This is a genomic window from Parasphingorhabdus sp. (assembly GCF_965233695.1).
Taxonomy (GTDB): domain Bacteria; phylum Pseudomonadota; class Alphaproteobacteria; order Sphingomonadales; family Sphingomonadaceae; genus Parasphingorhabdus.
Genome location: NZ_OZ247497.1, coordinates 2680864 through 2706469, shown reverse-complemented (window position 1 = coordinate 2706469; position 25606 = coordinate 2680864). Strand labels below are relative to the sequence as shown.

Annotated in this window: 24 protein-coding genes; 14 read left to right on the top strand and 10 right to left on the bottom strand. The window is 50.4% G+C overall.

The features are described 5' to 3' along the window. The first annotated feature begins 28 nt into the window (after positions 1–28). From petA to ACO6S1_RS12750, 9 genes are all read left to right on the top strand, one after another. Positions 29–586, top strand: coding sequence for a ubiquinol-cytochrome c reductase iron-sulfur subunit (gene petA, locus ACO6S1_RS12790; RefSeq protein ID WP_422343047.1), 558 nt, complete (start codon positions 29–31; stop codon positions 584–586). Positions 587–678: 92 nt separating this feature from the next. Beyond that, positions 679–1677: an efflux RND transporter periplasmic adaptor subunit gene (locus ACO6S1_RS12785; protein WP_422343046.1), complete on the top strand. Its 999-nt coding sequence runs from the start codon at positions 679–681 to the stop codon at positions 1675–1677. Beyond that, positions 1674–3413, top strand: a complete 1740-nt coding sequence (locus ACO6S1_RS12780) for an ATP-binding cassette domain-containing protein (protein WP_422343045.1) — start codon at positions 1674–1676, stop codon at positions 3411–3413. The genes ACO6S1_RS12785 and ACO6S1_RS12780 overlap by 4 nt, the downstream gene beginning before the upstream one ends. Before the next feature lie 29 nt (positions 3414–3442). Next, a complete protein-coding gene (locus ACO6S1_RS12775) occupies positions 3443–4555 on the top strand; it encodes an ABC transporter permease (protein ID WP_422346189.1) in 1113 nt (370 codons plus the stop codon). A 5-nt stretch (positions 4556–4560) separates the two neighbouring features. Beyond that, the gene (locus ACO6S1_RS12770; RefSeq protein WP_422343044.1) at positions 4561–5664 is read left to right on the top strand and encodes an ABC transporter permease; all 1104 of its coding nucleotides are present in this window, start codon (positions 4561–4563) and stop codon (positions 5662–5664) included. A gap of 126 nt (positions 5665–5790) precedes the next feature. Next, the gene (locus ACO6S1_RS12765; RefSeq protein WP_422343043.1) at positions 5791–6555 is read left to right on the top strand and encodes a helix-turn-helix domain-containing protein; all 765 of its coding nucleotides are present in this window, start codon (positions 5791–5793) and stop codon (positions 6553–6555) included. Positions 6556–6785: 230 nt separating this feature from the next. Continuing rightward, the gene (locus ACO6S1_RS12760) at positions 6786–7535 is read left to right on the top strand and encodes a sterol desaturase family protein (protein WP_422343042.1); all 750 of its coding nucleotides are present in this window, start codon (positions 6786–6788) and stop codon (positions 7533–7535) included. Beyond that, on the top strand, positions 7532–8206 hold the full coding sequence (locus tag ACO6S1_RS12755; RefSeq protein ID WP_335656561.1) for a class I SAM-dependent methyltransferase: 675 nt from the start codon (positions 7532–7534) through the stop codon (positions 8204–8206). The genes ACO6S1_RS12760 and ACO6S1_RS12755 overlap by 4 nt, the downstream gene beginning before the upstream one ends. Positions 8207–8410: 204 nt before the next feature. Then, the gene (locus ACO6S1_RS12750) at positions 8411–9145 is read left to right on the top strand and encodes a hypothetical protein (protein ID WP_422343041.1); all 735 of its coding nucleotides are present in this window, start codon (positions 8411–8413) and stop codon (positions 9143–9145) included. Positions 9146–9246: 101 nt separating this feature from the next. On the opposite strand, the gene ACO6S1_RS12745 is transcribed toward ACO6S1_RS12750, so the two are convergent. From ACO6S1_RS12745 to ACO6S1_RS12700, 10 genes are all read right to left on the bottom strand, one after another. Next, positions 9247–10530, bottom strand: coding sequence for a hypothetical protein (locus tag ACO6S1_RS12745; RefSeq protein WP_422343040.1), 1284 nt, complete (start codon positions 10528–10530; stop codon positions 9247–9249). A 241-nt stretch (positions 10531–10771) separates the two neighbouring features. Continuing rightward, complete coding sequence (locus ACO6S1_RS12740; RefSeq protein ID WP_422343039.1) at positions 10772–11497, bottom strand: lysophospholipid acyltransferase family protein; 726 nt, start codon at positions 11495–11497, stop codon at positions 10772–10774. 296 nt (positions 11498–11793) lie between these two features. Then, positions 11794–12468, bottom strand: a complete 675-nt coding sequence (locus ACO6S1_RS12735; RefSeq protein ID WP_335656565.1) for a type 1 glutamine amidotransferase domain-containing protein — start codon at positions 12466–12468, stop codon at positions 11794–11796. Next, positions 12465–13421 (bottom strand): carbamate kinase, encoded by a 957-nt coding sequence (arcC, locus tag ACO6S1_RS12730; protein WP_335656566.1) that lies wholly within the window; start codon positions 13419–13421, stop codon positions 12465–12467. The genes ACO6S1_RS12735 and arcC overlap by 4 nt, the downstream gene beginning before the upstream one ends. A gap of 3 nt (positions 13422–13424) precedes the next feature. Beyond that, complete coding sequence (gene argF / locus ACO6S1_RS12725) at positions 13425–14426, bottom strand: ornithine carbamoyltransferase (protein ID WP_335656567.1); 1002 nt, start codon at positions 14424–14426, stop codon at positions 13425–13427. Positions 14427–14465: 39 nt separating this feature from the next. Then, a complete protein-coding gene (locus tag ACO6S1_RS12720; RefSeq protein WP_422343038.1) occupies positions 14466–15695 on the bottom strand; it encodes an arginine deiminase in 1230 nt (409 codons plus the stop codon). Between the two features lie 154 nt (positions 15696–15849). Further along, on the bottom strand, positions 15850–17292 hold the full coding sequence (locus ACO6S1_RS12715) for a YfcC family protein (RefSeq protein WP_335656569.1): 1443 nt from the start codon (positions 17290–17292) through the stop codon (positions 15850–15852). A gap of 19 nt (positions 17293–17311) precedes the next feature. Further along, positions 17312–18550, bottom strand: a complete 1239-nt coding sequence (locus tag ACO6S1_RS12710; RefSeq protein ID WP_422343037.1) for a hypothetical protein — start codon at positions 18548–18550, stop codon at positions 17312–17314. Between the two features lie 504 nt (positions 18551–19054). After that, on the bottom strand, positions 19055–20629 hold the full coding sequence (locus ACO6S1_RS12705) for an oleate hydratase (RefSeq protein WP_422343036.1): 1575 nt from the start codon (positions 20627–20629) through the stop codon (positions 19055–19057). A gap of 282 nt (positions 20630–20911) precedes the next feature. Beyond that, on the bottom strand, positions 20912–21637 hold the full coding sequence (locus ACO6S1_RS12700; RefSeq protein WP_335656572.1) for a DUF6629 family protein: 726 nt from the start codon (positions 21635–21637) through the stop codon (positions 20912–20914). 248 nt (positions 21638–21885) lie between these two features. On the opposite strand from ACO6S1_RS12700, the gene ACO6S1_RS12695 reads away from it, so the two are divergent. From ACO6S1_RS12695 to ACO6S1_RS12675, 5 genes are all read left to right on the top strand, one after another. Then, a complete protein-coding gene (locus ACO6S1_RS12695) occupies positions 21886–22500 on the top strand; it encodes an RNA polymerase sigma factor (protein ID WP_335656573.1) in 615 nt (204 codons plus the stop codon). A gap of 132 nt (positions 22501–22632) precedes the next feature. Continuing rightward, positions 22633–23061: a DUF1622 domain-containing protein gene (locus ACO6S1_RS12690; RefSeq protein WP_335656574.1), complete on the top strand. Its 429-nt coding sequence runs from the start codon at positions 22633–22635 to the stop codon at positions 23059–23061. 105 nt (positions 23062–23166) lie between these two features. Further along, positions 23167–23565, top strand: coding sequence for a hypothetical protein (locus ACO6S1_RS12685; protein ID WP_335656575.1), 399 nt, complete (start codon positions 23167–23169; stop codon positions 23563–23565). 528 nt (positions 23566–24093) lie between these two features. Then, on the top strand, positions 24094–25362 hold the full coding sequence (locus ACO6S1_RS12680; RefSeq protein ID WP_422343035.1) for an acetate/propionate family kinase: 1269 nt from the start codon (positions 24094–24096) through the stop codon (positions 25360–25362). A gap of 52 nt (positions 25363–25414) precedes the next feature. Further along, positions 25415–25594 carry a YHS domain-containing protein gene (locus ACO6S1_RS12675; protein ID WP_422343034.1) on the top strand — a complete coding sequence of 60 codons (180 nt, stop codon included), beginning with the start codon at positions 25415–25417 and terminating at the stop codon, positions 25592–25594. The last annotated feature ends 12 nt before the right edge of the window (positions 25595–25606 follow it).

Genomic DNA, 25606 nt, shown 5'->3' with positions numbered 1-25606 from the left:
ATGCTGGGAATAGTCCGAAGAGGCCGTGATGGAGACCATCGCCGGAAAAGAGATCGATTTAGATTCCGCCGGTATCAGGCGGAGAGACTTCATCCATATCGCGCCAGTTTCTTTTGCAGCAGTGGGGGTTGCCGCATCGGCCATACCTCTTGTTGACAGTATGAACCCGTCGGCAGACATATTGGCGGTTTCCTCGATTGAAGTTGATCTTTCGTCAATCGAACCTGGGCAGCGAGTAACGGTCAGCTGGCGTAATCAGCCAGTATTTATCGTCCGGCGCAGGGCAATCGATATTGCCCGAACGCAAGCAGATGACGCCAATCCAGGCTTGATCGATCCCTTGAGCGATAGCGCGCGGGTTCAGAAATCCGAGTGGCTGATTATGATAGGTGTTTGCACCCATCTCGGCTGTATCCCTCTTGGTCAAAAAGAGGGGGACGCTCGGGGGAAATATGGAGGTTGGTTTTGTCCTTGCCACGGGTCGCTCTACGATCTGTCCGGGCGCGTTCGCCGCGGCCCTGCGCCGCGAAATCTCGATATTCCGCCTTATGTTTTCTTAAGCGATACGAAAATCCGCATCGGATAAAAAGCCTTGCGGCCTGACTTCGACGCGAACCAAATATATGTTCAAAATTTGGCGCAGATCAAATTCTCACTGGAGTTAAACACGGTAGACCAATGATAACGAGAAACCGCATATATGCGCTAATAGCTCTTTTGATCCTAATCGCGGTTGGGACTTATGCTTACTATATACTCCGAGACGATCACCAGACTGATGGGCATATTGTTCTATATGGCAATGTCGATGTCCGCCAAGTTAACCTGGCATTCAAAGTTCCCGGCAGGCTTCGTGCAGTCAATGTCGAAGAAGGCGACACTGTTAAGGCCGGAAAGCTGATAGCCATTCTTGAACCGCAAGATTACGAGGACGACGTGAGTTTGTCGCAAGCCAGAGTCCGCGGTCAGGCGGCACAATTGGCAGCACTGCAAACGGGAACCCGTCCTCAAGAAATTGATCAAGCCGCTGCCATTCTAGCCGAAGCAAATGCCTCCCTCTCGCTTGCCGAAAACACCCTGAAACGTCAGCAGTTTTTGGCGGACCGTGATTTTGTCTCCCCGCAAGGCCTTGAAACAGCCCAGACCGAAAGAGCCCGCGCCGCTGCCACAAAAGAGGTTGCGGAAAAGGCATATAAATTGGCGCGCATAGGGCCCCGCTCCGAAGACATTGAACGAGCCCAGGCTGCGCTTAACGCGGAAAAGGCGGCGCTCAACCTATCTGAACGACGGCTAAAAGATGCCAATCTCATTGCGCCTTCAGGCGGACGCATATTGACAAGGGTCAGAGAACCCGGTTCGATAATCGGAGCCGGCGAAACAATAGTTTCGGTATCTTTGGTTTCGCCGGTCTGGGTGCGCGCTTTCTTGGCGGAGCCAGACCTGGACCGCGTCAAACCTGGAATGAAAGCAGAAGTCCAAACGGATTCCGGCGGAATTTATACTGGAAAAGTCGGATTTATTTCCCCAGTTGCTGAATTCACGCCCAAAACGGTGGAAACGCCAGAACTGCGCACGAGTTTGGTATACCGTGTCAGAATCATTGTTGAAGATCCCGGCTCACGTCTCAAACAGGGCATGCCCGTCACGGTCATTCTAAAACCTGCGGCCAGACAGTGAAGCATGACACAGCACTCGTTACGATAAGCGATCTCTCCAAGCAATTTGAGAACGCTAATATTCCCGCGATTTCGGATCTTACGAGTCAAATTAAACCGGGAAGAGTGACGGGTCTGGTTGGACCAGATGGTGCCGGGAAAACAACTCTCCTGCGCCTCATTTCTGGTCTTTTGCGGCCGAGTGAAGGCAAACTGGAAGTTTGCGGCTTTGATCCTTTAAAGGAGCCCAATGCGGTTCACGAGGTTGTTGCCTATATGCCCCAGCGCTTTGGCCTCTATGACGATCTTACTGTCTTTGAAAATCTCAATTTGTACGCTGATTTGAGGTCAGTAACCGGGCCGCAGCGCGCTGCCACTTTTGAGCGACTGTTGGAGTTTACTGGTCTGAGGCCGTTCACAAAGCGCCTGGCAGGCGCATTATCTGGGGGAATGAAACAGAAACTTGGGATCGCATGTGCTTTGATCAAAACGCCTCGCCTGCTTTTGCTCGACGAGCCAAGTGTTGGTGTCGATCCTTTGTCACGGCGGGAATTGTGGCAAATGGTCTACGAATTGGTCGATCAGGGAATTGGTGTGATCTGGAGTACAGCCTATCTGGACGAGGCGGAACGCTGCACTTCAGTCATGCTGCTCAATGAAGGAAAACTTATATATGATGGTCCGCCGGACGCACTTACGGACCGAGTTCAAGGACGAGCCTTTCTCTTAAGCAACATAGGAGGAGACAGAAGGTTAGTACTAGCCCGCGCTCTGGAAAACAGAGCTGTTTTGGACGGCGTCATTCAGGGGCGAAATATTCGTATCGTAACTGCAAAGGGAGCGATAACGCCTTTGCCATCGGATTTATCAGCAGGCGAAGCCGCTTTTATGGCTTCCACACCGCCTCGCTTTGAAGATGCTTTCATGGACCTCATGGGCGGCGGCCAAAAACAGCCCTCGCCCTTTTTGAAATTACAATCGACTAATGTGCACCAAAACGAAATTGCCGTTGAAGCAATGGGACTAACCCGCCGTTTCGGTGATTTTACGGCCACAGACAACATAAGTTTCGAAGTGAAACGCGGGGAAATATATGGTTTGATAGGACCCAATGGAGCTGGCAAATCGACCACCTTCAAGATGCTATGCGGTCTCTTACGTCCCTCGGAAGGTCTTGCACGTGTTGCCGGTATGGACTTGCAGAAGGCACCGAGCAAAGCCCGCGCACGCCTGGGTTATATGGCGCAGAAATTTTCCTTATATGGTGATCTGAGTGTAAGCCAAAATATGGACTTTTTCGCTGGAATCTATGGGTTGACTGGGAAGAAGCGCCGTGAGGCGATCGATAGGCTCGTCTCGACTTTTGGCCTGGATTCCTATTTGGAAACAAACGCAATCATGTTGCCATTGGGTTATAAGCAGCGACTTGCTTTGGCATGTGCCGTCTTACACGAACCTGACGTGTTGTTTCTGGATGAACCGACGTCCGGCGTTGATCCCCTGACGCGCCGGGAATTCTGGTCACACATTAATGCGATGGTCGCAAATGGCGTTACCGTCGTTGTAACCACACATTTTTTGGAAGAAGCAGAATATTGCGACCGCATGGCGCTAATTTATCGCGGACGAATGATCGCTGCTGGCGCTCCCGATGAGCTGAAAGCCAGTGCACGTTCAGAAGATATTCCAGAGCCGACACTAGAAGATGCTTTCATCGCGCTGGTGGAAAAAGACGACCGCCAGAGAGAACAGACTTGAGCCGACGTTTTTTCCCTCTGCCAGTCTCCATGACACGGATGGTCGGGCTAACCCGGAAGGAAACTCTTCAAGTTTTGCGGGATCCCAGCACGATAATGATTGCAGTCATATTACCTCTCCTGCTGTTGTTTCTATTTGGATATGGCGTAACATTTGACCCCCGATCATTTAATGTTGGCTTAGTGATCGAACAACCAACGGCTGAAACAGGAAGTTTTAAGGCGTCTCTAGAAAATTCACGATTTTTCCAAGTGGAAACCAGCCGTGATCGGCGCTTCTTCGAACAAGATCTCGTCGCCGGTCGTCTCAATGGAATCATTATACTAAGAGAAGATTTTGCGCGGGTTGTTTATCGTGCCGATACAGCGCCGATACAGGTCATTGTCGATGGTAGTGATCCCAACACCGCCTATCTTGTTAATAATTATGTACAACTCCTCTGGGCGAACTGGCTTGAGCAGGTGTCTATCAGCAGCGGTCAGTCGCGCGGGCCTCCTCTCGCCAGTCTTGAACCGCAAATATGGTATAATTCTGAAGTCTCCAGCAAAAATTATCTAGTCCCGGGGTCGGTGGCAATCACGCTGACGATGATAGGGGCATTGTTGACAGCGCTGGTAGTTGCGCGCGAATGGGAACGGGGGACCATGGAAGCATTATTGGCCACGCCCATTGGCATTACTGAACTCATCATCGGAAAAATTATTCCCTATTTTCTACTCGGACTGGGTTCGATGGTCCTGTCGGTGATAACTGCAATTTTGGTTTTCGACGTTCCTTTCCGGGGGTCATTCTTGCTGTTGCTTCTTACGTCATCCGTATTCATGCTTTGCTCGCTAGGGCAAGGGCTTTTGATTTCGACTATAACCCGCAATCAGCTGGTAGCGGCACAAGTGTCGATATTGAGCGCGTTTCTTCCAGCTTTCTATTTTTCAAACTTTGTATTCGAAATTGACAGCATGCCCTGGGCCCTGCGCATGATCAGTTATGCCGTACCGGCGCGTTATTTCGTTTCAAGCCTACAAACTTTGTTTCTGTCAGGCGATGTCTGGTCCGTCATTGGGCCTGATCTCATTGGTCTGGGGCTTTTTGCCGTGCTAATCTTTGCCATAACGGCACGCGTCACACGAACGACGTTGGATTAGAGCAGATGTGGCACCGTATTTTGGCTCTAATCATCAAAGAATTGTGGACCAACGCGCGCGATCCCAAAACCCGCTGGGTGGTTCTGTTCTCCCCTCCCTTTTTGTTGCTCATATATGCTTTTGCCATAACGCAAGATGTCAGCAACGTGCCGATTGCTATATATAATCAGGATACTGGCGTTGAATCACGAGAACTCATTGGCAGGCTGGAAGGTTCTAACACCTTCAGCAAGATTGAATATCTACAAAGCTCAGCGGAAATCATCTCCACGATAGAATCCAAAAGTGCGGCGATGGCTATTCAGTTTGGTCCAGACTTCTCGCGTAAACTGGGGGCGGGCGAAGAGGCAAATATCCAAATTATTCTGGATGGTAGGCGTTCGAACACGGCACAGATCTTGATCGGTTATGTTTCACAGATATTGGAAAACTATAATAGAGAACGGTTGGCCGATCGCGGGTTTGTATCTCCGACCAGGATCGTCTCTCGCATCTGGTTCAACCCAAATCTAAAACCAATTTGGTCCGCAGTTCCCTCCCTTTTCGCCGTAATGACCGCCATTGTCGGATTTATGATCTCAGCTCTCACTATTGCGCGAGAACGCGAAATGGGTACTTTTGAACAATTGCTGGTATCTCCTCTCAAGCCGCTAGAAATACTCATTGGCAAAACTGCGCCAGCATTGCTCATCGCTATTACAAGCGCAACTGCCATGTTAGTCCTTGGGACGCTCGTTCTTGACGTTCCGGTAAGAGGTTCGCTGGTGCTGCTTTATCTATCGATGATCATCTATCTGGCCTCCATCATCGGTATCGGCCTGTTTATCTCTTCTCTCGCCGCCACGCAGCAACAGGCTATCGTCGGCTTGTTTGTTTATATGGTGCCTGCTGTTCTAATTTCTGGCTATGCAACACCAGTGGAAAATATGCCGGATTTTCTCCAATGGATCGCAGAAACCAATCCCATCCGTCATTTCATCGTTATTTGCAAAGCTGTGTTTCTCAAGGATGCGCCGCTGCCAGTTATTTTTGATCATAGCTGGCCCATGGCGCTGATCGCCATCACTACGCTTAGTTCAGGCGCATGGCTGTTCAGACGACGGATATAGATTATATCCGACTTGGCTTTGACGAAAGGGTGCTATTCAGGTGATACGCGAAATAAGAAAATTTGTTCATACGGGATGGCTCATTCAATGGCACGACGACGTTGCAGCCCGTGAGTGGATTCCACCGTGGCGAATATTTGCGAAATCGATAGCAATGGACGTACGGTGAACCGTGTGGCTGCATCTTGGTCTGGCGCGATGACGCTTGGGGTTGGATGGGCCTGGCTTGATGCCCGGATCGGTGACAATCGTCCGCACCGGCACATTGCCCATCAAATCAGCGTTGCGATTGACGACGAAATGGAGATCCAAGGGAGCATGGTGTCTCACCTAGCATGCGGTGAGGCCATGTTGATCCCTGCCAGTATGTGGCACAGCATAGGACCTGTTGGAACTGCCGTCCGAACGATTTATTTCGACCCGCTGTTGGAAGGAATTTTCGACCTTGATGCTGGGCGCGAATTCAGGCGACTGCTGAACGATGAATCGCGGGAATTAGTGGCAATCAAAAACTCCGAGGAGGCTAAACTGTGGGCTATGAAATATAGCCGCCGAAATGAAGCTGGTCCGATCGACGGGAGATTGGCGAACGCACTTCTGGGCAATGAAGCGATCACCTCGCCGCGCATGCTAGCAAAAGCCTTGGGGCTTTCTGCATCGCGCTTGCGAGAAATAGTTGTCCACGATTTTGGCGTCCCGCCTACAAAGCTCGTTCAATGGCTTCAGCTGCAGCGTGCTATCGATGCACTGAGCACATCAAATAATCTGGCCGATGCTGCGGCCGCAGGCAATTTTGCCGATCAAGCGCATTTCACACGCCGCCTTGTAGAATGGTTCGGCGTTACACCGTCCGCAGGCCTTAGTTCGTTGGACATAACGATAGTTCGCTGAAGGACAATCATTCGCGGAATACGTCCGTTGAAACGTTCAAGACTTTGCATCTCACTGATGCCAGAAAAAGGCTCCAACTTGATGGAGTTCTGCCCATGTTCCTGTTCAAAATATTCTATGCTCCCACATATTTTCTTAGTTTCCTAGGGGGTGCCATCTGGGTCATTACGTCGAATCACTCTCCGCTGTGGCTAATTGTCCTGTTACTCTTAGCGATTGCAACATCTCTCGTGGCTGAAAGGATTGCGCCGTTTGAACCTGTTTGGAATCGCGCTCATGACGATGGCGCGCGGGACATCGCCCATGCGGTCGTGAATGAGGTTTCGATCATCGTTCTGGTGCTCATACTGCCGTTATTTGCGAGTCTTGTCCCATGGCCTTCGCTGTGGCCCTCAGCCTTACCGTTCTGGGCGCAGTTGATGTTGGCGGTTTTCTTGTTGGATGCAGGTATCTCGCTCGCGCATTTTGCGAGCCATCGTCTTGCTTTTCTTTGGCGCTTTCACGCTGTCCATCATTCGGTTCAACGGCTTTACGGTTTCAATGGTCTATTGAAACACCCAGTACACCAGCTGATTGAGATTTCGGCGGGAGCGCTTCCGTGGCTGCTGCTTGGTATTCCCGGAGACATTGCAATAGTTGGCGCATTCGCCGTGGCAATCCAGCTTCACTTGCAGCATTCGAATGTTGACATGCGCGTAGGTCCGCTCAGGTTTCTCTGGGCTGTGTCACCCGTGCATCGGCATCACCATCTTGCCTCCGAAAAGCATGGCGATGTCAATTTTGGATTGTTCCTGACGATTTGGGACATCGTGCTCGGCACCGCGCGCTTTCGGAGCAGCAACGAAATTCGGGCAGGTGCGGTCGGGATAGACGGCCGCGCGGATTATCCGACAGACTATCTGGCGCAACTTGCCGAACCGTTTCGCACTCTGCCGCCCGCACCGACCCGCGTGAAGGTAGATGGGGGAGAGCCCAAATGACCAACCAGCAAAAAAGTCCGGATCAGAACTATACGCCAGCTGCAGGCCATCATCTGCTTACACCGCTTTATGATCTAGGCGTTGCACTAACCACACGTGAAACGCTCTGGCGCAACAAGCTTATCGAATTCCTTTCCCCTCAAAATAACGATATTGTCCTCGATATTGGAGCAGGAACAGGCAGTCTCGCCATACTTCTTGCGCAACACAATCCCATTACAAGCTATTTCGGTATCGACCCCGATAAAGCAGCTATCGACATAGCGCAAACCAAGGCTGTGCGCGAAAACATCCATCCGACCTTCAAAGTTGCACATTTCTCAAGAGCCGAGGTTTCAGACTGGCCGATCCCAACAAAGGCCACCTTGTGTCTTGTCCTCCACCAGGTTCCGTTGGGCGAAAAAAAGCGCCTGCTTCGGGAGATACGTTCCGTGCTCGGCGCTGGCGGACTGCTTTTCATCGCCGATTATGGTGAACAGCGTTCATGGTTCATGCGCAAGCTTTTCAGGATGACTATCCAGAAGCTTGATGGCGTGTTGGACACCCAACCCAATGCGGATGGTGCGCTCATCCCTCTGATGACCGAGGCCGGATTTGCGAATGTCGAAGAACTGGCATGCTTCAACTCAGTCACTGGCTCTATCTCGATCTTGCGGGGGACCGCATCCTAACGGGCTATGCCATGAACCACAAACCCAACCGCTATTCAAGAATATCGCTATCATGGGCGCATCGCTTTAATTTTATGACAAAGGGCCGGGCCAATTTGCAATTGACCGTTAGGGCAAATAACAAAGTGCCTTTATGGATGGAAAGAGAGCGCAAAAACGAAATTTGCAAAACTATACAAGATTATCACAGTCGGCATTTTGGGTATGTCAGCGCCAGCCCTTGCCGAACCGACGGAAGTGGTGGTGCGGGTTATAAGTCAGGACGCCAAATTTGTCGGTGATCAGATGGGCGGAGCCCGGATTGTGTTGCGCGATGCAGAAAGCGGGAACGTACTGGCCGATTGGATAACGGCCGGCGGCACGGGGAATACCAGACAAATTATGGAATCGACGGGGCGAAGCCCGATGCGCGCCACGCCAGACGCCGCAGCGTTCTCCACGCAGCTTGATCTGTCGCAACCCACGCGCGTAACGGCGGAAGTCTTTGGTCCCTTGGCTCAGATGCAAGCCAGCAGTCGGGTCACGTCACAACGCTGGATTGTTCCCGGACAGCCCGTTACCAGCGGAGATGGTTGGGTAGTCGAGTTACCCGGTTTGGCCGTCAACATTATCGCACCACAACCTAATACGCACAGCGCTAAGGGTAGCCGAACAATCGAGGTTATGAGTTCAACCATGCTCATGTGCGGCTGTCCGATTACCAGCGGTGGCCTTTGGGATGCTAAAGACTATAAAGTTGAAGTCACGGCCTATCAAGTCGGCCGCAAAATCGCCAGCGGCAAGCTTGATTTCATTGAAGCACCGGGCCGTTATGGAGGCGATTTTACCTTGCCTACAAGCGGCGTCTATGAGCTGATCGTATCAGCACGAAACACGCGGACCGGAAATGCAGGGGTTGACCGAACCAGCGTCATTATCCCGGAAATCAACAACGATTAGGTTATATTCAACCACCGGGTATATCGTAATTGTCAATTGTACATCACGTATGCTGCAAATATCTGCCGGGAGGTTGAAATTCCTATGTTATAATATGGTCGTTAGTTTGGTGTCTCCAGTACAGGCGCGAACCCGCCGCCCGGCGTCCGCATATTGGTCGTTTGCCCTTGGTACAAGCGCGCCGCAATCAACAACACGTTTCCCTCATAAGTATAAAGCCGCACATCGATCTTCATCTCCAGCATTTTGCCATCGCGCTCGACACGGCGGAAACTCGGCGGGGCATAGGTCTGAGCGATATAGTTTCCAGCGATGATTTGGGACCAAACCTTGCGGGTCAGCTTGGCTCCACGATAGGCGGCCTTACTGCCATAGCCGCGCGCCGGCTTGAAGAACAAATTGCGGCGATCGGCCCAAAGTGCGTCCGCATTATCACCAGTGACGAGCACAGTTTTTGGAACGGCAGACTTGAGAATCTTAGCCTCCCCTGCCACCAATCCCGCTTGAGCAAGTAACGGGGCATCGGAAAGCAGCGCAAGATTGCGTTTGTCGGCAAACATAGCATGCACATGCGGGTTAGGTGTGACGACAACCTTTCCGTGCAAATAAGCGTTCCTGAGCGCTCTATGGTCCGGTTCGTCGAGCGTAAAATCGACCAGTCGATTATAGACAAGATCGATATGAACCCCGTCAACTGATAGTCCGTCATCAGAACCCACTAGCGTTTTCGGGTCGGCAATGATTGCTGAAAAACCGTGCTTTTCTAGCACCGCCTTTGCCAGCAACAATTCTGGATAGAGATGCTGCGTTTCGGGCTCATCATCGACGATGGCAATTACCGCCGGACGCCCGCTGCGTCTCTGGTGCTTCCACTCACTCTCAAACATGGCGACGATCTCGAGATCAAAATCCTGCTTTGGCCGGGATGGATCGATACCCAAACCCGCCTCGAAGCAACAGACCCGTTGGGCCTTGGCGAGAATAGCGTTGAGAAACGCACCACCCGCATTCGTATTGACTTCAATCAGAACGGGCCCGGCTTCGGTGAGATGAAAGTCATAGCCCATCAGCGCGCCAGCGGGCCCAAAGTCTGCGGCAGAGATATCCGGCGCCCATTCGAGTGCTGCAGCACGAAACGGCGGCAGCGCGACAGCCGCTTCAACAGCCTCGACGACCGCCTTCATTGCCGCCATTGTTTCGAGTGACATGAAGACCGGCGAGTTCGCAAAAAGATAGGGGTGCGAGGCCGGCAAGCTAACGCCGAAACCTTCCGAGCCGGCGTTTTCATCTAGTATTTTTACCAACATTTCTTGGTCAAGCGTAATGCATGAACAGGCCGCATTTGCATGCTGAGCACCATTGCGTATCTCCGACCCTGTTTTCATTCCATTCCTTCGTTTGATGGTGAATTTGGTGGCCCATAGACTATGACATTTTCCATGACGAGTGGCCAGGCTCCTGCACAAATATGCTGTACTGGCCGTCCAGAGTACCACAGGAACTCATTGCAAAAGGTTCGCTAGACGGAGGCCTTAAGGCTATTAGTATCGGAACTACACAATATTACAGCATAGCTTTTTCTAGATGGAAATTTGGGTTTTGCTGGTTATTTAACTGTCTCGTTTCTTATTTGATGTCAAAATGATAGTCGATGATGGCCTTCTCTGACTCCATCAAAGCGGTGGTCGTTTTCATGAAATCTCGCGAGTTTAGTTTGGGATCGACGGGTGCCGCAAAGGCTACAGTGATGACGCCCGGCCGCAACGGGCCACCGCCAATCCCCCAGAACGAGCCAGAATTTACAACCATGGGGATAGAAGGCACGTCAAGCATCTTGTAAAGCAGCTCGACGCCGCGTTTAAACTCGATGGGCGCACCGACGCGCTTGCGTGTCCCTTCAGGAAAGATGAGCACGGAGCGCCCCGCGGCTACAGCTGCCCGGCTTTGATCCACCATCTGGCGTAGAGCATTGGCGGCGGCGTCACGATTGATCAGTATCATCGGTGAACGCCGCAAATACCAGCCCATAACAGGGATACGCAGGAGCTCGCGCTTGGCAACAATTGCGACATCTGGAAATAAAACCAACGCGGCTAGGGTTTCCCACATCGATTGATGGTTTGAAATGATCAGGCTAGGCCCTGATGGACCGCTCTTTCCGTTCCATAATACGTATTTTAGTCCCACAATACCAGAAAGCATAATAAGTATACCGCGCGCCCAGAACCTTGAAAGCATCCGGATGATTTTGGGAGGTGAGCCGCTCAGCCAGAGGAAGGGAATAGCTAATCCAAACAGGGCGGTCCATAGCGCCCATGCTATATAAAATATGATAGAACGCACGGTACCCATATAAAACCTTTGGCATTAACCGAGGTTACAACCCTCATGCCCTAAAGACGCCGCAGCGAAACTTTCGTTACACCGGGAGAGCCAACGGGAATGGAAAACTTTTATGCCCGACATTGGCAGATAATTTTCCGGAGCTGTAGTCACCGTGGACACAAACACATTTGCTGTGAAAAATTGTCTCGTTTGTATAATCGGTTGCAAGTTCCAGACGGAAAGCCAGATCGATTTCCAGTACATTTTTGCATTTTGAAACAATCGAAATATTAGCTGCAGTGAACTTTGCAAGCTTGTCTATCTTACAGCAGCGACAACAACTTATGGGCCGCGTCTGCGGAAGAGGCCGGATTCTGGCCGGTCACGAGTTTCTCATCGATCACTACAAATGACTCCCAATCGTCGCCTTTCTCATAGCGGCCACCATTTGAAGCAAGCATATCCTCGACGAGGAACGGTACGATATCAGTCAAGCCAACAGCCGCCTCTTCTGTGTTGCTAAAACCAGTAACACGTTTGCCCATAACCAGCGGTGTACCATCCACGCTTTTGGTGTGCTTGAATATAGCGGACGCATGGCAGACGGCACCGATGGGCAGGCCGCTGGCGGCGAAACTCTCGATCAGGCGTTTGCTGTCGGCGTCTTGTACCAAATCCCACAACGGGCCATGTCCGCCCGGATAAAAAATGGCGTCAAAACCCGTATCGCTGACCTGAGCCAAGATCTCGGTCTCAGCCAGTGCTTTTTGCGCATCCTTGTCGGCTTTAAATCGCTTGGTCGCCGCGGTTTGTGCATCTTCTTCATCACTTACTGGATCAATCGGCGGCTGTCCGCCCTTAGGCGAGGCCAGGATAATATCCGCGCCGGCATCCTTAAAAACATAATAGAGGGCGGCAAACTCCTCAAGCCAAAAGCCAGTTTTTCTGCCCGTTTCGCCCAGCGTATCATGTGAGGTCAGAACTATGAGTATCTTCATGAGTATTTCCCTTTTTTGTCTGTGTCACCCCATTCAAGTGCAGGGCCATCGGCAGCAATAGTTGTCCCTGCATATCCTCCAACAATTGCCGCTAAATTACTGAGAGCGCCTATGGCCGCCTTTCGTCCGGTCGCGCTCACAAACATCTGAGCTGCATCGACTTTCGGTCCCATTGAGCCAGCAGGGAAATCGTAAGCCCCAATTCCATCGACCGTCGCACGACGGATTTCGCGTTGTGTCGGCCCGCCCCAATCTGAATAGGCGGCCTCGACATCGGTTGCCATTATATAGAGATCAGCATTGAGCTTCCTTGCCAGAAGTTCGCTCGCATAATCTTTATCAATTACGGCCTCAACGCCTTCAAGCTTGCCCTCGGTATTTTGCACAGCAGGAATCCCTCCCCCACCGGCACATATCACAATAGCACCTTTTTCAATCAACCAGCTAATAGGTTCAATCTCGAGGATTCTGACAGGCCGGGGGGACGCCACAACTCGCCGCCACCCGTTCCCGTCCTTCTTTACCCGCCAACCTTTCTCAGCAGCAAGCTGGTCCGCTTCGCTCTTTGCATATACAGGGCCAACAAATTTTGTTGGTTCTGCAAATGCTGGATCATCCGCATTAACCTGAATCATCGTCAAAACGGTGGCAAATTGCTTGCCGTTGGGCATAAGATTGGCCAGCTCCTGCTCAATCATATAGCCAATCATTCCCTCTGTTTCCGCGCCAAGCACGTCCAATGGAAAAACTTCATCAGGCTTGTAAGCCGAGCCTTGCAACGCGAGAAGGCCCACTTGAGGCCCATTACCATGAGTTATAACTAGCTCATGTTCAGCGGCGATCGGGGCAAGCGCATTGGCGGCAATCCTGACATTTTCACGTTGATTTTCTGCTGTAAGGGCCTGTCCTCGCCGGAGCAGTGCATTCCCGCCTAGGGCAACTACTATGCGCATGACCTATGCTCCGATCGTCGAGACAAGGATTGCCTTGATGGTATGAAGCCGGTTTTCAGCCTGATCAAATTGGATGCCTGCAGGTGACTCAAAAACTTCGTCTGTAACCTCCATTTCAGTGATCCCGAATTTTTTGAATATGTCTTTGCCGATTTCGGTCTCATCATTATGAAAAGCGGGCAAGCAATGCATGAACTTGGCGGCGGGATTGCCGGTGGCGTCCATCAAAGCTTTATTGACCTGATAGGGCATGAGCAGCTTGATGCGCTCGGCCCAGACATCCTCTGCCTCTCCCATTGAGACCCAGACGTCAGTACTGACAAAATCACAACCCGCAACGGCCGCAACCGGATCCTCCGTAATAGTCAGCCGGGCGCCCGATTTTTCGGCAAACTCTCGTGCCGGTTTGACATATTCGTCGGTCGGCCAATTCGCTTTCGGTGCGCCAATCCGCACATCCATGCCCATCATGCATCCTGCAATCATGAGCGAATGCCCAACATTACTGCGCCCGTCTCCGACAAACGCATAGGAAATTTGATTCAACGGCTTACCTCCATGCTCTAGCATCGTCATGAGGTCGGCAAGCATCTGGGTTGGATGAAACTCATCAGTCAATCCGTTATACACTGGTACACCGGCAAATTTGGCAAGCACTTCTACTGTATCTTGACCAAAGCCGCGATATTCTATCGCATCATACATGCGGCCCAGCACACGGGCGGTGTCCTTCATTGTTTCCTTATGGCCGATGTGAGAACCTGATGGCCCGAGATAGGTATATCCGGCGCCCTGATCCATCAAAGCAACTTCAAATGCGCACATTGTCCTTGTCGAACTCTTTTCGAAAATTAGGCATACATTCTTACCCTTGAGATGTTGATGCTCAGTCCCCGCATATTTCGCACGCTTCAGATCGCGTGCCAAATCCAGCAAATACTGGACTGCTTTTTCGTCAAAATCGAGCAACTTCAGGAAGCTGCGACCTGCTAAATTATATGGCATTTATAGTGTCCTCAAAATGGAGTTAAGTGATCAACCTGTTCAAAATTCTACTGGGTCGCGCCAAACCGGACAGGTCATGCAATGTCCGCCGCCGCGGCCGCGGCCAAGTTCAGAACCTTTCACCGTGATAACTTCGACGCCTGCTTTGCGAAGCAAAGTATTGGTCGAAGTGTTTCGGTCGTAAGCGATGACGACCCCTGGCTCGATTGCCACTACATTGTTACCGTCGTCCCGTTGTTCTCGCTCTTGCTGATAGGCATCGCCTCCAGTTTGCACGATATTTAGCTTTTTAATGCCAAGAGCTTCGGCGGCGATTTCGAAGAGATGCTTATCTTCTGTCCTGAAATCGATTTCATTCGGCTTGTCGCCAGGCCTCAAACTGTAGCATTGAATCTGATCGCAGACTTCAACAAAGGCAGTCGCGACGTCTCTGTCGCAATGGGTAAAAACAGTGTCCAAATGCATTGAACTGCGCGATCGCGGCATCTGGCAGGCAACAACGCGTGTAGCGACATCATTTTGAAATAAGGAACGCGCAACTTGTCCGACTGCTTGTGGGGATGTCCTCTCGCCCATTCCAATAAGAACCGTTCCGTCACCCCAAGGCATGACATCACCTCCCTCAAGAGTTGCCGGACCGTGGTCGGTGTCAGGGTCTCCCCACCATATTTTAAAGTCTCCCTCTGAAAAAGCTGGATGAAAACGATAAACCGCTGCGACCAAAAGAGTTTCGGGTCGGCGGGCTGGCCAATACATTGGATTCAGAGTCAATCCCTTTCCTATCCAGCAGCTATTGTCGCGCGGAAATTGCGTATTTGGCAAGGGCGGTATTATGAATCCGTCAACGCCCAAATAGCTTCCGAACATACCGTGCACTGCAAAAGGAACATCATGAACAGCGATGCCTCCAATTAGAAACTGGGCCAGCTGATCAGCGGCAAGCTCGTTCAACCAAGCCCGAAGCTCGCCAATCAGACCTATTCCCACCTGATCCTCTGTAATGCGACGATCAAGGACCCACGCGCGCGCCTCAACCTTCTTCAATATATCCCGTAAAAGCTCGCTGAATTCGTAGACTTCGACGCCTCTATCAGTCATTTTCATTCTGAAATCGGCGTGATCGGTTCGCGCTTTTTGAACCCACAATACATCATCATACAGCAGCCTTTCAGCATTTTCCGGGGTTAGCCGCGAATGCGCTAAACCTGGTTGGCAGGTTATCACCTTACGAAGCTTACCAATCTCTGAGTGAACACCAAATCCGGTCATGACTAATTTCCTTTTTTCGTTTTTTGAAAATGCAAAAATTCAATCCTAAAACTATTCGTTTGAGAATCAGAAAGTACCGCGAAACTCGTAAAGCCGTTCTCAAAGTCTTCAGAAAACCAACTGACGGCATCTGTTTGTCCAGAATGGACCAACATCAAGCGGCTATCACGGAAATGCTGAGCCCTGCCATGATGAGTACAGTTAGCAGAACCAAAAGCGGCCACATAAAACGAAGCCACCGGTTGTAGGGGACCCCGCCAATGGCCAGCGCGCCCATAACAACTGCAAAGGTTGGATTGATAAGATTTACAAGGCCATTGGCCGATTGATACGCTGTCACCACTAATGAGCGATCAACTTGGGCAAAGTCTGCCAGAGGAGCCATAATGGGCATTGTAAGCACCGCGAGACCTGAGGATGACGGAACAAAAAAGGATAAAACCAATTCTATCCCAAACGACACATTCACAAAGCCCACGGGGGAAAGGCCGCTGAGAAGGTCCGCGCCAGCGAATAATATCGTGTCAGTTATCTTTCCGGCGTCCATGATCACAACAATGCCCCGGGCGATGCCGATGATAAGCGCCACACCTAATAAATCGCGGGCGCCGCTGACGAACGATCCGGTGAATTTTTCTTCACCCATCCAGGTGACCAAAGCCACAACAATGGCAGCGAACAGAAACAGGGCAGACATTTTGTCCATCCACCAACCTTGGGAGGATACACCCCAGATCATCACAGCGAATGTTAATATGAAGATGCCCAAAACAGCGAATTGAGACCACGACAGATTGTCGCTGTCGGTTTCCGTCACTTCGTCTGTTGAAGGCGTATCAACTGGCGAAGCCAAGTCTGCCAGAATCGATTTTGACGGATCCTTTTTGACACGGGCAGCATAGCGCATGACATAGGCCACACACGCTGTCCAACCTAGGACAAGCAATATGGCTCGCAAGGCCAAGCCATCTGTGAACGGAATACCAGCGGCATTGGATGCAATCACGGTGGCAAATGGGTTGATGGTTGAGCCCAGAACGCCAATGCCGGCACCCAACAATATCACCGCAACCGCAACGACCTTGTCATAGCCCGCAGCAATCAGCACCGGGATAAGCAGCGCATAAAATGCGAGCGTCTCTTCAGCCATCCCAATCGTCGTGCCCCCTACAGCAAACAGCGCCATCAATATGGGGATCATCAAAATTTCATGCCCCTTTAGTCGCTGCATGGCTCGTGCAATGCCTTTCTCAATTGCCCCTGTGCTGTTCACGACGCCTAGAAATCCACCGATTATTAGCACGAATAGGGCGACATCAATCGCACGGGCTTTCCCGGTATCAGAATCGTAAAAGCCTCCAATTGGGGCTAGAAAAACATCAACGACGCCTTGGGGGTTGGCCTCAACAGGCTTGTAGGAACCGGGAACCGGAACCTCCTGTCCCAGTTCAACGCTTTCAATTCGGTCATACTGGCCCGCTGGAACGACCCAACTTGCAGCTGCGGCAAGGGCAATCAGGGCGAAGAGGATCGTATATGCGGTTGGGAATTTGAAAGATCTGGTTTTTGTCGGAGCTCTATCGGTCTTGTCGGTCATGTTGAAGCCGCCTATTTTTTTAAAATGAAACACTCGCATAGAGCATGAAATGAGCCCATGTTTTGCTGCCGCCAGTAAATTGCTTGGCCCCGTCTTGTGGCACCAGCACCGCAGCAGCAGCCGACAGGAACAATCGTTCTGAGGCTTGCCAATCGAGCCAAAGGTCAAATTCGTTACCAAAAGCGCTGTCTGTGACACCTAGTTTTTCAGGTTCGTCCAGTGTGAAATTCAGCCATGATCCAGTCAGCGAAACCTTGTCACTTAACGCCGCAGAGCCCTTTATCATGTGAGTTTTCTGATTTGAGTTTCCGAATATCCAATTCCCGGCAATTTCGCCCTGATACCATTGGCCATAATCGGTGAAGCCATATGCCAGCGGAATAAATTCTTCGTTCTGAGGGGTGTTGGGGTCATCGCCGCTAACAACCGCATAGCGATATGTAATTGTCGGCGTGAACGGCAGACTATCGACCGTATAATCAGTCTGTAGATACCAACCCTGGCCGCGGTAAAAAGCGGCGCCGCGCTGCTTCGCATATTCACCGGACAGCTTGAGTTGATCGTTGACATTGACAGAACCGCGAACGTCATAAGTCTTCAGGTTTTCAGCTGTGTTTGCTAAAAGAGGGTCATCAAAGTGAGCCACCTGGATGTATGTCGCGCCAATCGAGAAACGGTCCGGGATGCTATATTCAGCATTAACCCCTCCGACATGGGCCTTAATTCCGCCACGGCCAGGATTGTTGCCGAGATAAAAACCCTCTACCTGCAGATTATCATATTTCACCCGCACCAATGCACTGTTTCTGGAAGCACTCCGCGCGCCGAGATAAAAACCGCCTCGATCGCCGCCGTCGCGCCCCCCATCCTTGACCAGAAATCCGGTACCAATCTGATAGTCAAAATTGCCGCCGATCACCTCGATAAAGTCATCGACGCCCAATTCAGTTTTCCATCCAACATAGAGCTTCTCCAATGTTGTCTTACCCGGATCGTTGAGGCCTGCGGCGAAACCGTCCGCACTTTCCCCATAGGTTTTTGTGCTGACCACGGAAGCCGCAGCAGACAGCTCTCCTCCAAAAATATCTTTCACTTTGAAGTATATTTGCGGTTCGATCGCAAATTCCGCCCAGTTTTTGCTATCAACACCAATATTGGCTTCGGGCTCGCCAAACCAGGAATTGCTCTGAACAAACAACACCGAAGAGGCATCAATGGCAACATCAACCGATAATTCTTCGGAGTCATAGACGTTCACTTGCGCAGCGGCAGATGCAGAATTGATAACCAAACCTGCCAACAGGAATGGTAAACTGCAAATGAAGGCAGTCTTGGATGAGCCTCGCGAATGGCTTTTTGGACCTGAGCGTCGGCTAGAGCGTAGTGGAACGACGACATGATGGGCTAATGGATACATATTGAGCCATTTCCTTATAGACTGCGGACATGCAGCTGCGAAGCAGCGGCTGCGGAAACATTCTTCGAACAATACTATGAAGGACGCGAAGAAATGCGTTTCATTACAGTCCGTCTGCGCCGATCCAATGAAGTTGAAGGCCTAGAGGCTTTCCGAAGCTAGCCAGCTGGTTAAGATGCCCAATGATTTGGCTCATTCCTACAGCGGTTGAATAAAGGCAATCATCCCAATGATCTTAGTTTATAGGTCAAGCAATTTTGGACTGAATTACTGCCCACAAACAGGACTGGTTTGGAATGTTCAATGCATATCAGAGTTTAACCAGGCAATCCTGGATATCCGGCCCTATTTGAAGGACTTGATTACGGCATCAATATTGACCTTCAGAGATTTATCGTGGTGGCGGATTGGCGGGATTTCCATCTCTATATCCATGAGTTGGTACACGGCCATCTGGGCAGCTCGGATAGAATATTCAACTGTAAAAACTACATCTTCAGGTACTTCTACAAACTGGCTTACAAATCCGAGGTTGCTGGATATTTTCGGGACTGGGAGCGGACGATCGGTCAACGCCCGCGGCATAAACATGCTGGTAATATAGGGCATCCGGCACGGAATACAGTTTGCGTTTTGGAAAGTCGTATTCATATCAAAGTTGAGATGACCGCAAAGTTCCCGAAGTATATCTTCTCCGGTACACTCGGACATGGGTTTCGCTACAAAATCGCCTATCCGATCAGGGTGCAATGCATAACCCCAAAACACCTGAATATTATTCGGCTGATTGATGAAATGTGGCTGATGGGCCAACACAACTGACATAAGCCAATTGGAGTCCTTGAACGTAACCAAACCACCGGTGCCAGCCTTATTGCCAGAAAAAGCCTCCATCTGATCAAAAAATGATGGGTCTTTCAGCGTCACGGTAAAGGAAGCCCAATAGGACTCCGGAATACTCGAATTAAATGCCGCAGGATTGCCAAAATCCGGTCGGCCTTCGGCCAGTTTTTCCCAAAGGGCCCAGCCGCCACTATCGGCTTTTGTTAGTTTATCGGGAGCGCTTGTCATCGAGCCAAGGCTGGAGGCATCGGTCATTGAGCCATTTTGGAAGATGACGATGTCATTTTCATTGACCGCGATGGATTTCTCCGCGCCGTCTTGATTTAGCTTGATATCAGTAACTGTGATCATGGATTTGTCAGTTTTGAGCGAGACGTCTGTCACCATAGTGTCGTGAAGAAACCGCACATCTTTTGCCTCAAGCCAATTTAAAAGCGGGAGGACGAGTGAGTCATATTGATTATATTCGGTGCGCTTCACGCCCGCGAGCGTTTCAATTCTTGAAAATTCTTTCATAAACCTATGGAGGTACCGCCGAAATTCAACAGCGCTATGCCAAGGTTGAAAAGCAAAAGTCGTCTGCCACATGTGCCAGAAATTGGTCGTAAAAAACGCCGGGGAAAGCCAGTCTGTTATAATGCTGGTCCCGAGCGTTTCTTCGCTTGCTTGCGTCAGTTTTAGCAGCTCCATCCGGTCTGACATGCTAAAGCCCATGGAACTGACATCCAAAATCGAGCGATTATGATCGACCAGTCGTGCCTTGGAATGCGCTTTCATCCGCAAGTTGAAGGCGATAGTTTCATCATAGACCGATACGTCCGGATCTTGAATTGAGGGAATCGTTTTGAAAAGTTCCCATGTGCATTCATAATTATCGGTTGTGAGCATTCTGCCGCCACGTATTACATACCCTTTTTCTGGATCCCCAGCGCCATCTAGGCTTCCTCCTAAAACAGCCATTGCCTCAAAGATGGTTATATTTGCGCCTGGCATGCCGCCATCCCTAATCATGAATGCAGCAGCAGCAAGAGACCCTATCCCGCCGCCAACAAGATACGCTTTTTTATCTTTAACCATTCTGCTTTCCCTTCGATCAAGTCAGCCGCGTTACATATTTCACGGCATCAGCTGGACAAAAACAAGGACGCGAGCGGCGGTACGATATTACACTATTTTCTTAATCGCTGCCTATTGAGTTGATGAAGCATTTTGGTCAACACCACCCACGCTCCTATCGAACACCAATTTTTACGATAACATATCGCACGCGAGGCATTCTTCATGGAACCGCGAAGTGAAACAAACCATACATCTGGCAAGCTAGAGCTGGAGCCAATCGCAGAGATCAACAGCTCCTGATTATATTGGTACTTTATCAACAATATTGCTGTCCTGGGAATCTCCGTGCGCTAAATTCTCGGCCAAGCCGGGACGCTCGCGGCCGCGGAATATCATCCAGACAAGATAAGCCGACATCAACGCGCCACCAAAGCAAAATACCGACACATAGGCATAGGAGAAAAATATGAATGTGACTGCTAGAACCAGGGCTGCGAGTGCTCCAAAGATACGGACATCACGAATAGAGGACAATAAAAGCGGGCCAATCACGACTGTTACATAGATCAAATAGGTAATCTCTCGGCCAGCGACAAAATCGAGCAACTCCTTGCCTTGATACACAATCAAATGATCGAGGAACTTCGTTTCCAGCCATCCTTGATGAGCAAAATATGGAAAATATTGCAGCCCGCCCAGCATTGCGCCCAATATAGCAAAGCCCAGATAAAGCGGTTTGCGCCGAGCAGGCTCCAGGAAATAGGTCGAAACCGGGATCCAGACTGGCCATGCGAGCCAAGAGAAAAACATATAGACCAGCGATGCCTGCGTAATAAGCGCAATATTATTTTGCGCGCCAGCAACCCAAACAATTCCTTCTGAAAATTGTTGGAGTCCGAAAAGCAGCGGCAAAGCCGCAATTGGCAAGTAACTTTTGTCCGTTCTGTAAGCCCGATGGATGCAAAGCGCCCCCGCTGGGATGAGGAGGGCGGCCGCACCAAAACTGACTTCTGCTGACAAACACATAGATTCTCTCCTTCAGCTGCGAGAAACCGCAATCAAGATGTTTGCATCCTGACGAGTTTACGTCGGCTAATATTCTTCGCTTTCTACCATTTACTCATACGGCCCACTGCGCTTCACCCCTCAGTAATTATACGTAATCAGCCGTTTTTTTGAGGGGGCGGCATCTCCCAAGCGTATAAATCAATAGAAACACTAATTTTAAGGCGAACAGACACCAAGAAATTGACTGCAATTGAGGAGGAATAAACATGTCTACCCAGATCACGAGTTCCATTTCGAAAAATCGAAGATTAGTGAACGAGGCGCTGGTGGAATCCAAAGATCGTATCTATCATTTTCTCCTGCGACACATCCGGAATGAACAAGATGCACAGGATGTTTTGCAGGATTTTTTCGTCCGAGTTTTGACGCGGGCAGATGACCTTCAAAACTGCGAGAAAATTCGCGGATGGCTCTCCAGCATATTGCGTTCCGTTCTTTCAGATCATTTCAGAAAGCGGAGTCAAGAGACTAGGAAATTAAACGAATATACCACATTCTTGACGCTCTGGGGGCCGGCAGAGGAGGAACCTGAAACAGACTTTCCATGCATCCAGGAAAATCTACCCAAGCTTAATCCAAATTATAAAAAATTGATCGAACGGGCTGATCTATGCGCAGAAGGCCGGACGAAGATATCGAAAGACATTGGTTTGTCAGCAAGTACGCTTCGTGTGAAATTGCACCGCTCGCGGAAGGCCTTGGGCCGTAAAATTAGTCTCGCTCATGCAAGCTGTGTCCATGAATGTGATTTGCAGACGATTTGTCAGGCGAGCGCGCTTCAAGCGAAACCAGCAATGAGTGCCGGGATGCCCTTTGGCTAACCCAACTACCAACGGGCGCTGTGTAACAGCTTCGTTACCAACCCCGCCATTTTTAAGCGTTCGGCACCGCTGTCACCGAAGCCACATGCCTGCGCCTACGCCAAATCACGAAGGCAATCAAATGACACCCGATTGCTGGATCGTTTTCATCAGCGGCAGGCTGATTATTGGACAGGATATGACATGATCGGGATTGCTATTGACGACTTGGTCACCTGGACCATCATAGGCCTTGAGATGGCGGCGCTGGCCGTGATCGCGGGCGGGTTTGTCTGGAGCGTAGTGAAGGCAATTGCCTCAGTTGTTCGTCACAATATGGAAGATCGTTATACTTCGTTCCGCCGTGAACTTGGCCGCAGCACATTGATTGCGCTTGAGCTTTTAGTAGCTGCGGACATCCTGCGTTCTCTTGTGCTCGAACCATCGCTGACGAACATCGCAGTTCTTGGTGCCCTTGTCACTATCCGGACCTTTCTGAGCTTCTCTATTGATGTGGAGCTGGATGGCTGCTGGCCGTGGGAGCGGGCGAGTGCCCGGGTGCATGGAGCGGCGGGGCGGTAGCCGCCGATGAGCACCGCGTCCATGATCCAACAACTGACTATCCAAGTGTAACGTTTCACGACCAAACCCGTCATTCTAACCACAACGTAAAAAAGGAAAATAGACATGAAATCCCCCACTATTATTTCAATCGCGGCCTTCGCCTTGCTGGCAAGTTCCGCTGCCTATGCAGCGCCCCAGACACCGCAAGCACCTGCACATAAACATGACATGCCAATGTCAAAAGATGGCGCACAAATGCAAATGATGAAAGACAAGGCTGCAACGGCAAAAACACCGGCTGAACGCAATAAGCTGATGTCAGAGAATATGGCCCAAATGAAGGCCCATATGGCTTCCATGAAAGCTAAAATGAGCGAAGGCGGCATGATGGCGCAGGGCAAAGGACCTATGGCTATGGACCCGGCACATATGCAGAAGATGAAGCAGCATATGGGCATGATGCATCAAATGATGGAGCGACTGATGCTACAGCAGGAACTTATGATGGACCCTGAAAAATAGCCACGATAACTGAGGCGCATTAGAGGGGAAGAAGCCGAGCATGGAAACAGCCTGACTTCTTCCTCGGCTGTGTAACGCGATGGCTCCATGTGCGTCCTAATTACTAACGACACCAATTATTTTGGCGCTGATCGAACAAATCAAACTGTTTGAAAGACTTGCAAAGGAGAAAAGCCATGAACAATATAACAACTGATCCCAAAACCTCCGCGCCGAGAAAAATACTCAAACCCATTATTAAACCTACCGATCCGGTCGAACCCCAGAGCAAAGGGTGCTGCTGTTCCGGTAAGGAACAAGTTATGGAAGATAAGCCCGAGGTTAGTTCAAAATCGTGCTGTTCTAAGAGCTAATCGCCGGTTGAAGGGTCTTGTGATCCAAGCGTGGCCGGCTTCTCTGGTCCGAAGCGTATAGCGCTTTCCGGCAGATATCGCGCGCCACAAACCTGTCACACCTATAATTTCCGGAGATTGCCAATCTCCCGGGAAGACCTTGCGATTAGCGGGTCGTGCAGGAGCAAAGGGAAAGATGATAAAAACTATTCGCAAAAAAGCGCCCTACGCGGAAGGACAACAACAAACCCGGCCTAGCCCCCTGCCGCATCTGTTGACGATCAATTGTGGTTCATCAAGCGTCAAATTTGCAGTCTTTCGTTTGGGTAATAACATCGAACCGGTATTGCGCGGGAAGGTCACGGAAATTGGAAAGGCACAGGGCCATTCATCCGCGCGCTTGGCTGACAGCGCATCTCTTTGGAATGCAAAAAGTTCGAGCAAAAACCATGGCTCAGCCATTGAAAATATTCTCAATCAGCTGGAAAATTACGCAGAACTTTGGAAAATATCGCTTGTTGGTCATCGAATAGTACATGGCGGTCCAGATTTTGTTTCGCCTCTCGCATTGGATTCAGTTATCGAAGCTGAACTGGAGCGCCTAATACCGCTAGCTCCTCTGCATCTACCTGCAAATCTTGCTGCTATTGCAGCGGTTCGAACACGGCTACCCCGCGCAGAACAATTTGCGTGCTTTGATACTGCTTTTCACTCCAACATGCCGGAAAATGCAGCACGAACTGGTCTGCCGCTAAATATGGACGACGGTGTTATTCGCCGGTACGGCTTCCATGGCCTTTCCTATGAATCTACGCTCTACCAACTAGAGCGGCGAGAAGGAGCAGCAGCTCTGAAGGACCGTATTGTGGTCGCCCATCTTGGTGCGGGCGCCAGTATGGCGGCAGTGCATGGCCGGCGGACGATAGATACATCCATGGGCTTTAGCCCGTTATCAGGTCTTCCAATGGCCACCAGAAGCGGCGATATTGACCCTGGACTTATCCTTTATCTCTTAAAGGAAGAGGGCTGGACGTCCGATGAACTGGCCGATCTGCTAAACAACAGATCGGGTTTGCTTGGACAATCAGGAACAAGCGGTGATGCCCAAATTCTTGTTGCAACCAATGCCGGTAAATCTGCCGAAGAAGCGATAGCTTTTTTTTGCTATCAAGCGCGCCGTCACTTCGGCGCATTGGTAGCCGCCATGGGCGGCATTGATCGTTTGATTTTTACCGGCGGAATTGGTGAACATTCTCCAGAAATACGGTACCAGATCTGCAAACCATTGGAGCAATGCTTTGGAACCATAATCGATCCGAAAAAAAATAAAGCCAATAAGCCACTGCTATCTCCAAAACATGGCTCAGTTACCGTGGAGATCAGTTCGGCGGATGAAGAATTAATGATTGCACGTCACGTGGCCGAACTTGTTGGTGCCTACCAAAATGGGAGAGAATTATCATGATATCTTGTTTCCCACACCGCAATATCGCTGCACTCCTTGAAAAGGTCAGCTGATGGATATCACCGTTGAAGACCCGGTCTGCAAACGCAAATTTACGTTGGAAAAAGCGGTCGCCGCTGAAGAATATGAGGGCTGGACTTATTTCTTCTGTAGCACAGAATGTCAGAATATATTCATTGGATCTCCCACAACTTTTGCCAACGGCCCAGCGCCGTTATATTCAGATCCTTAAAATGGCGAGATG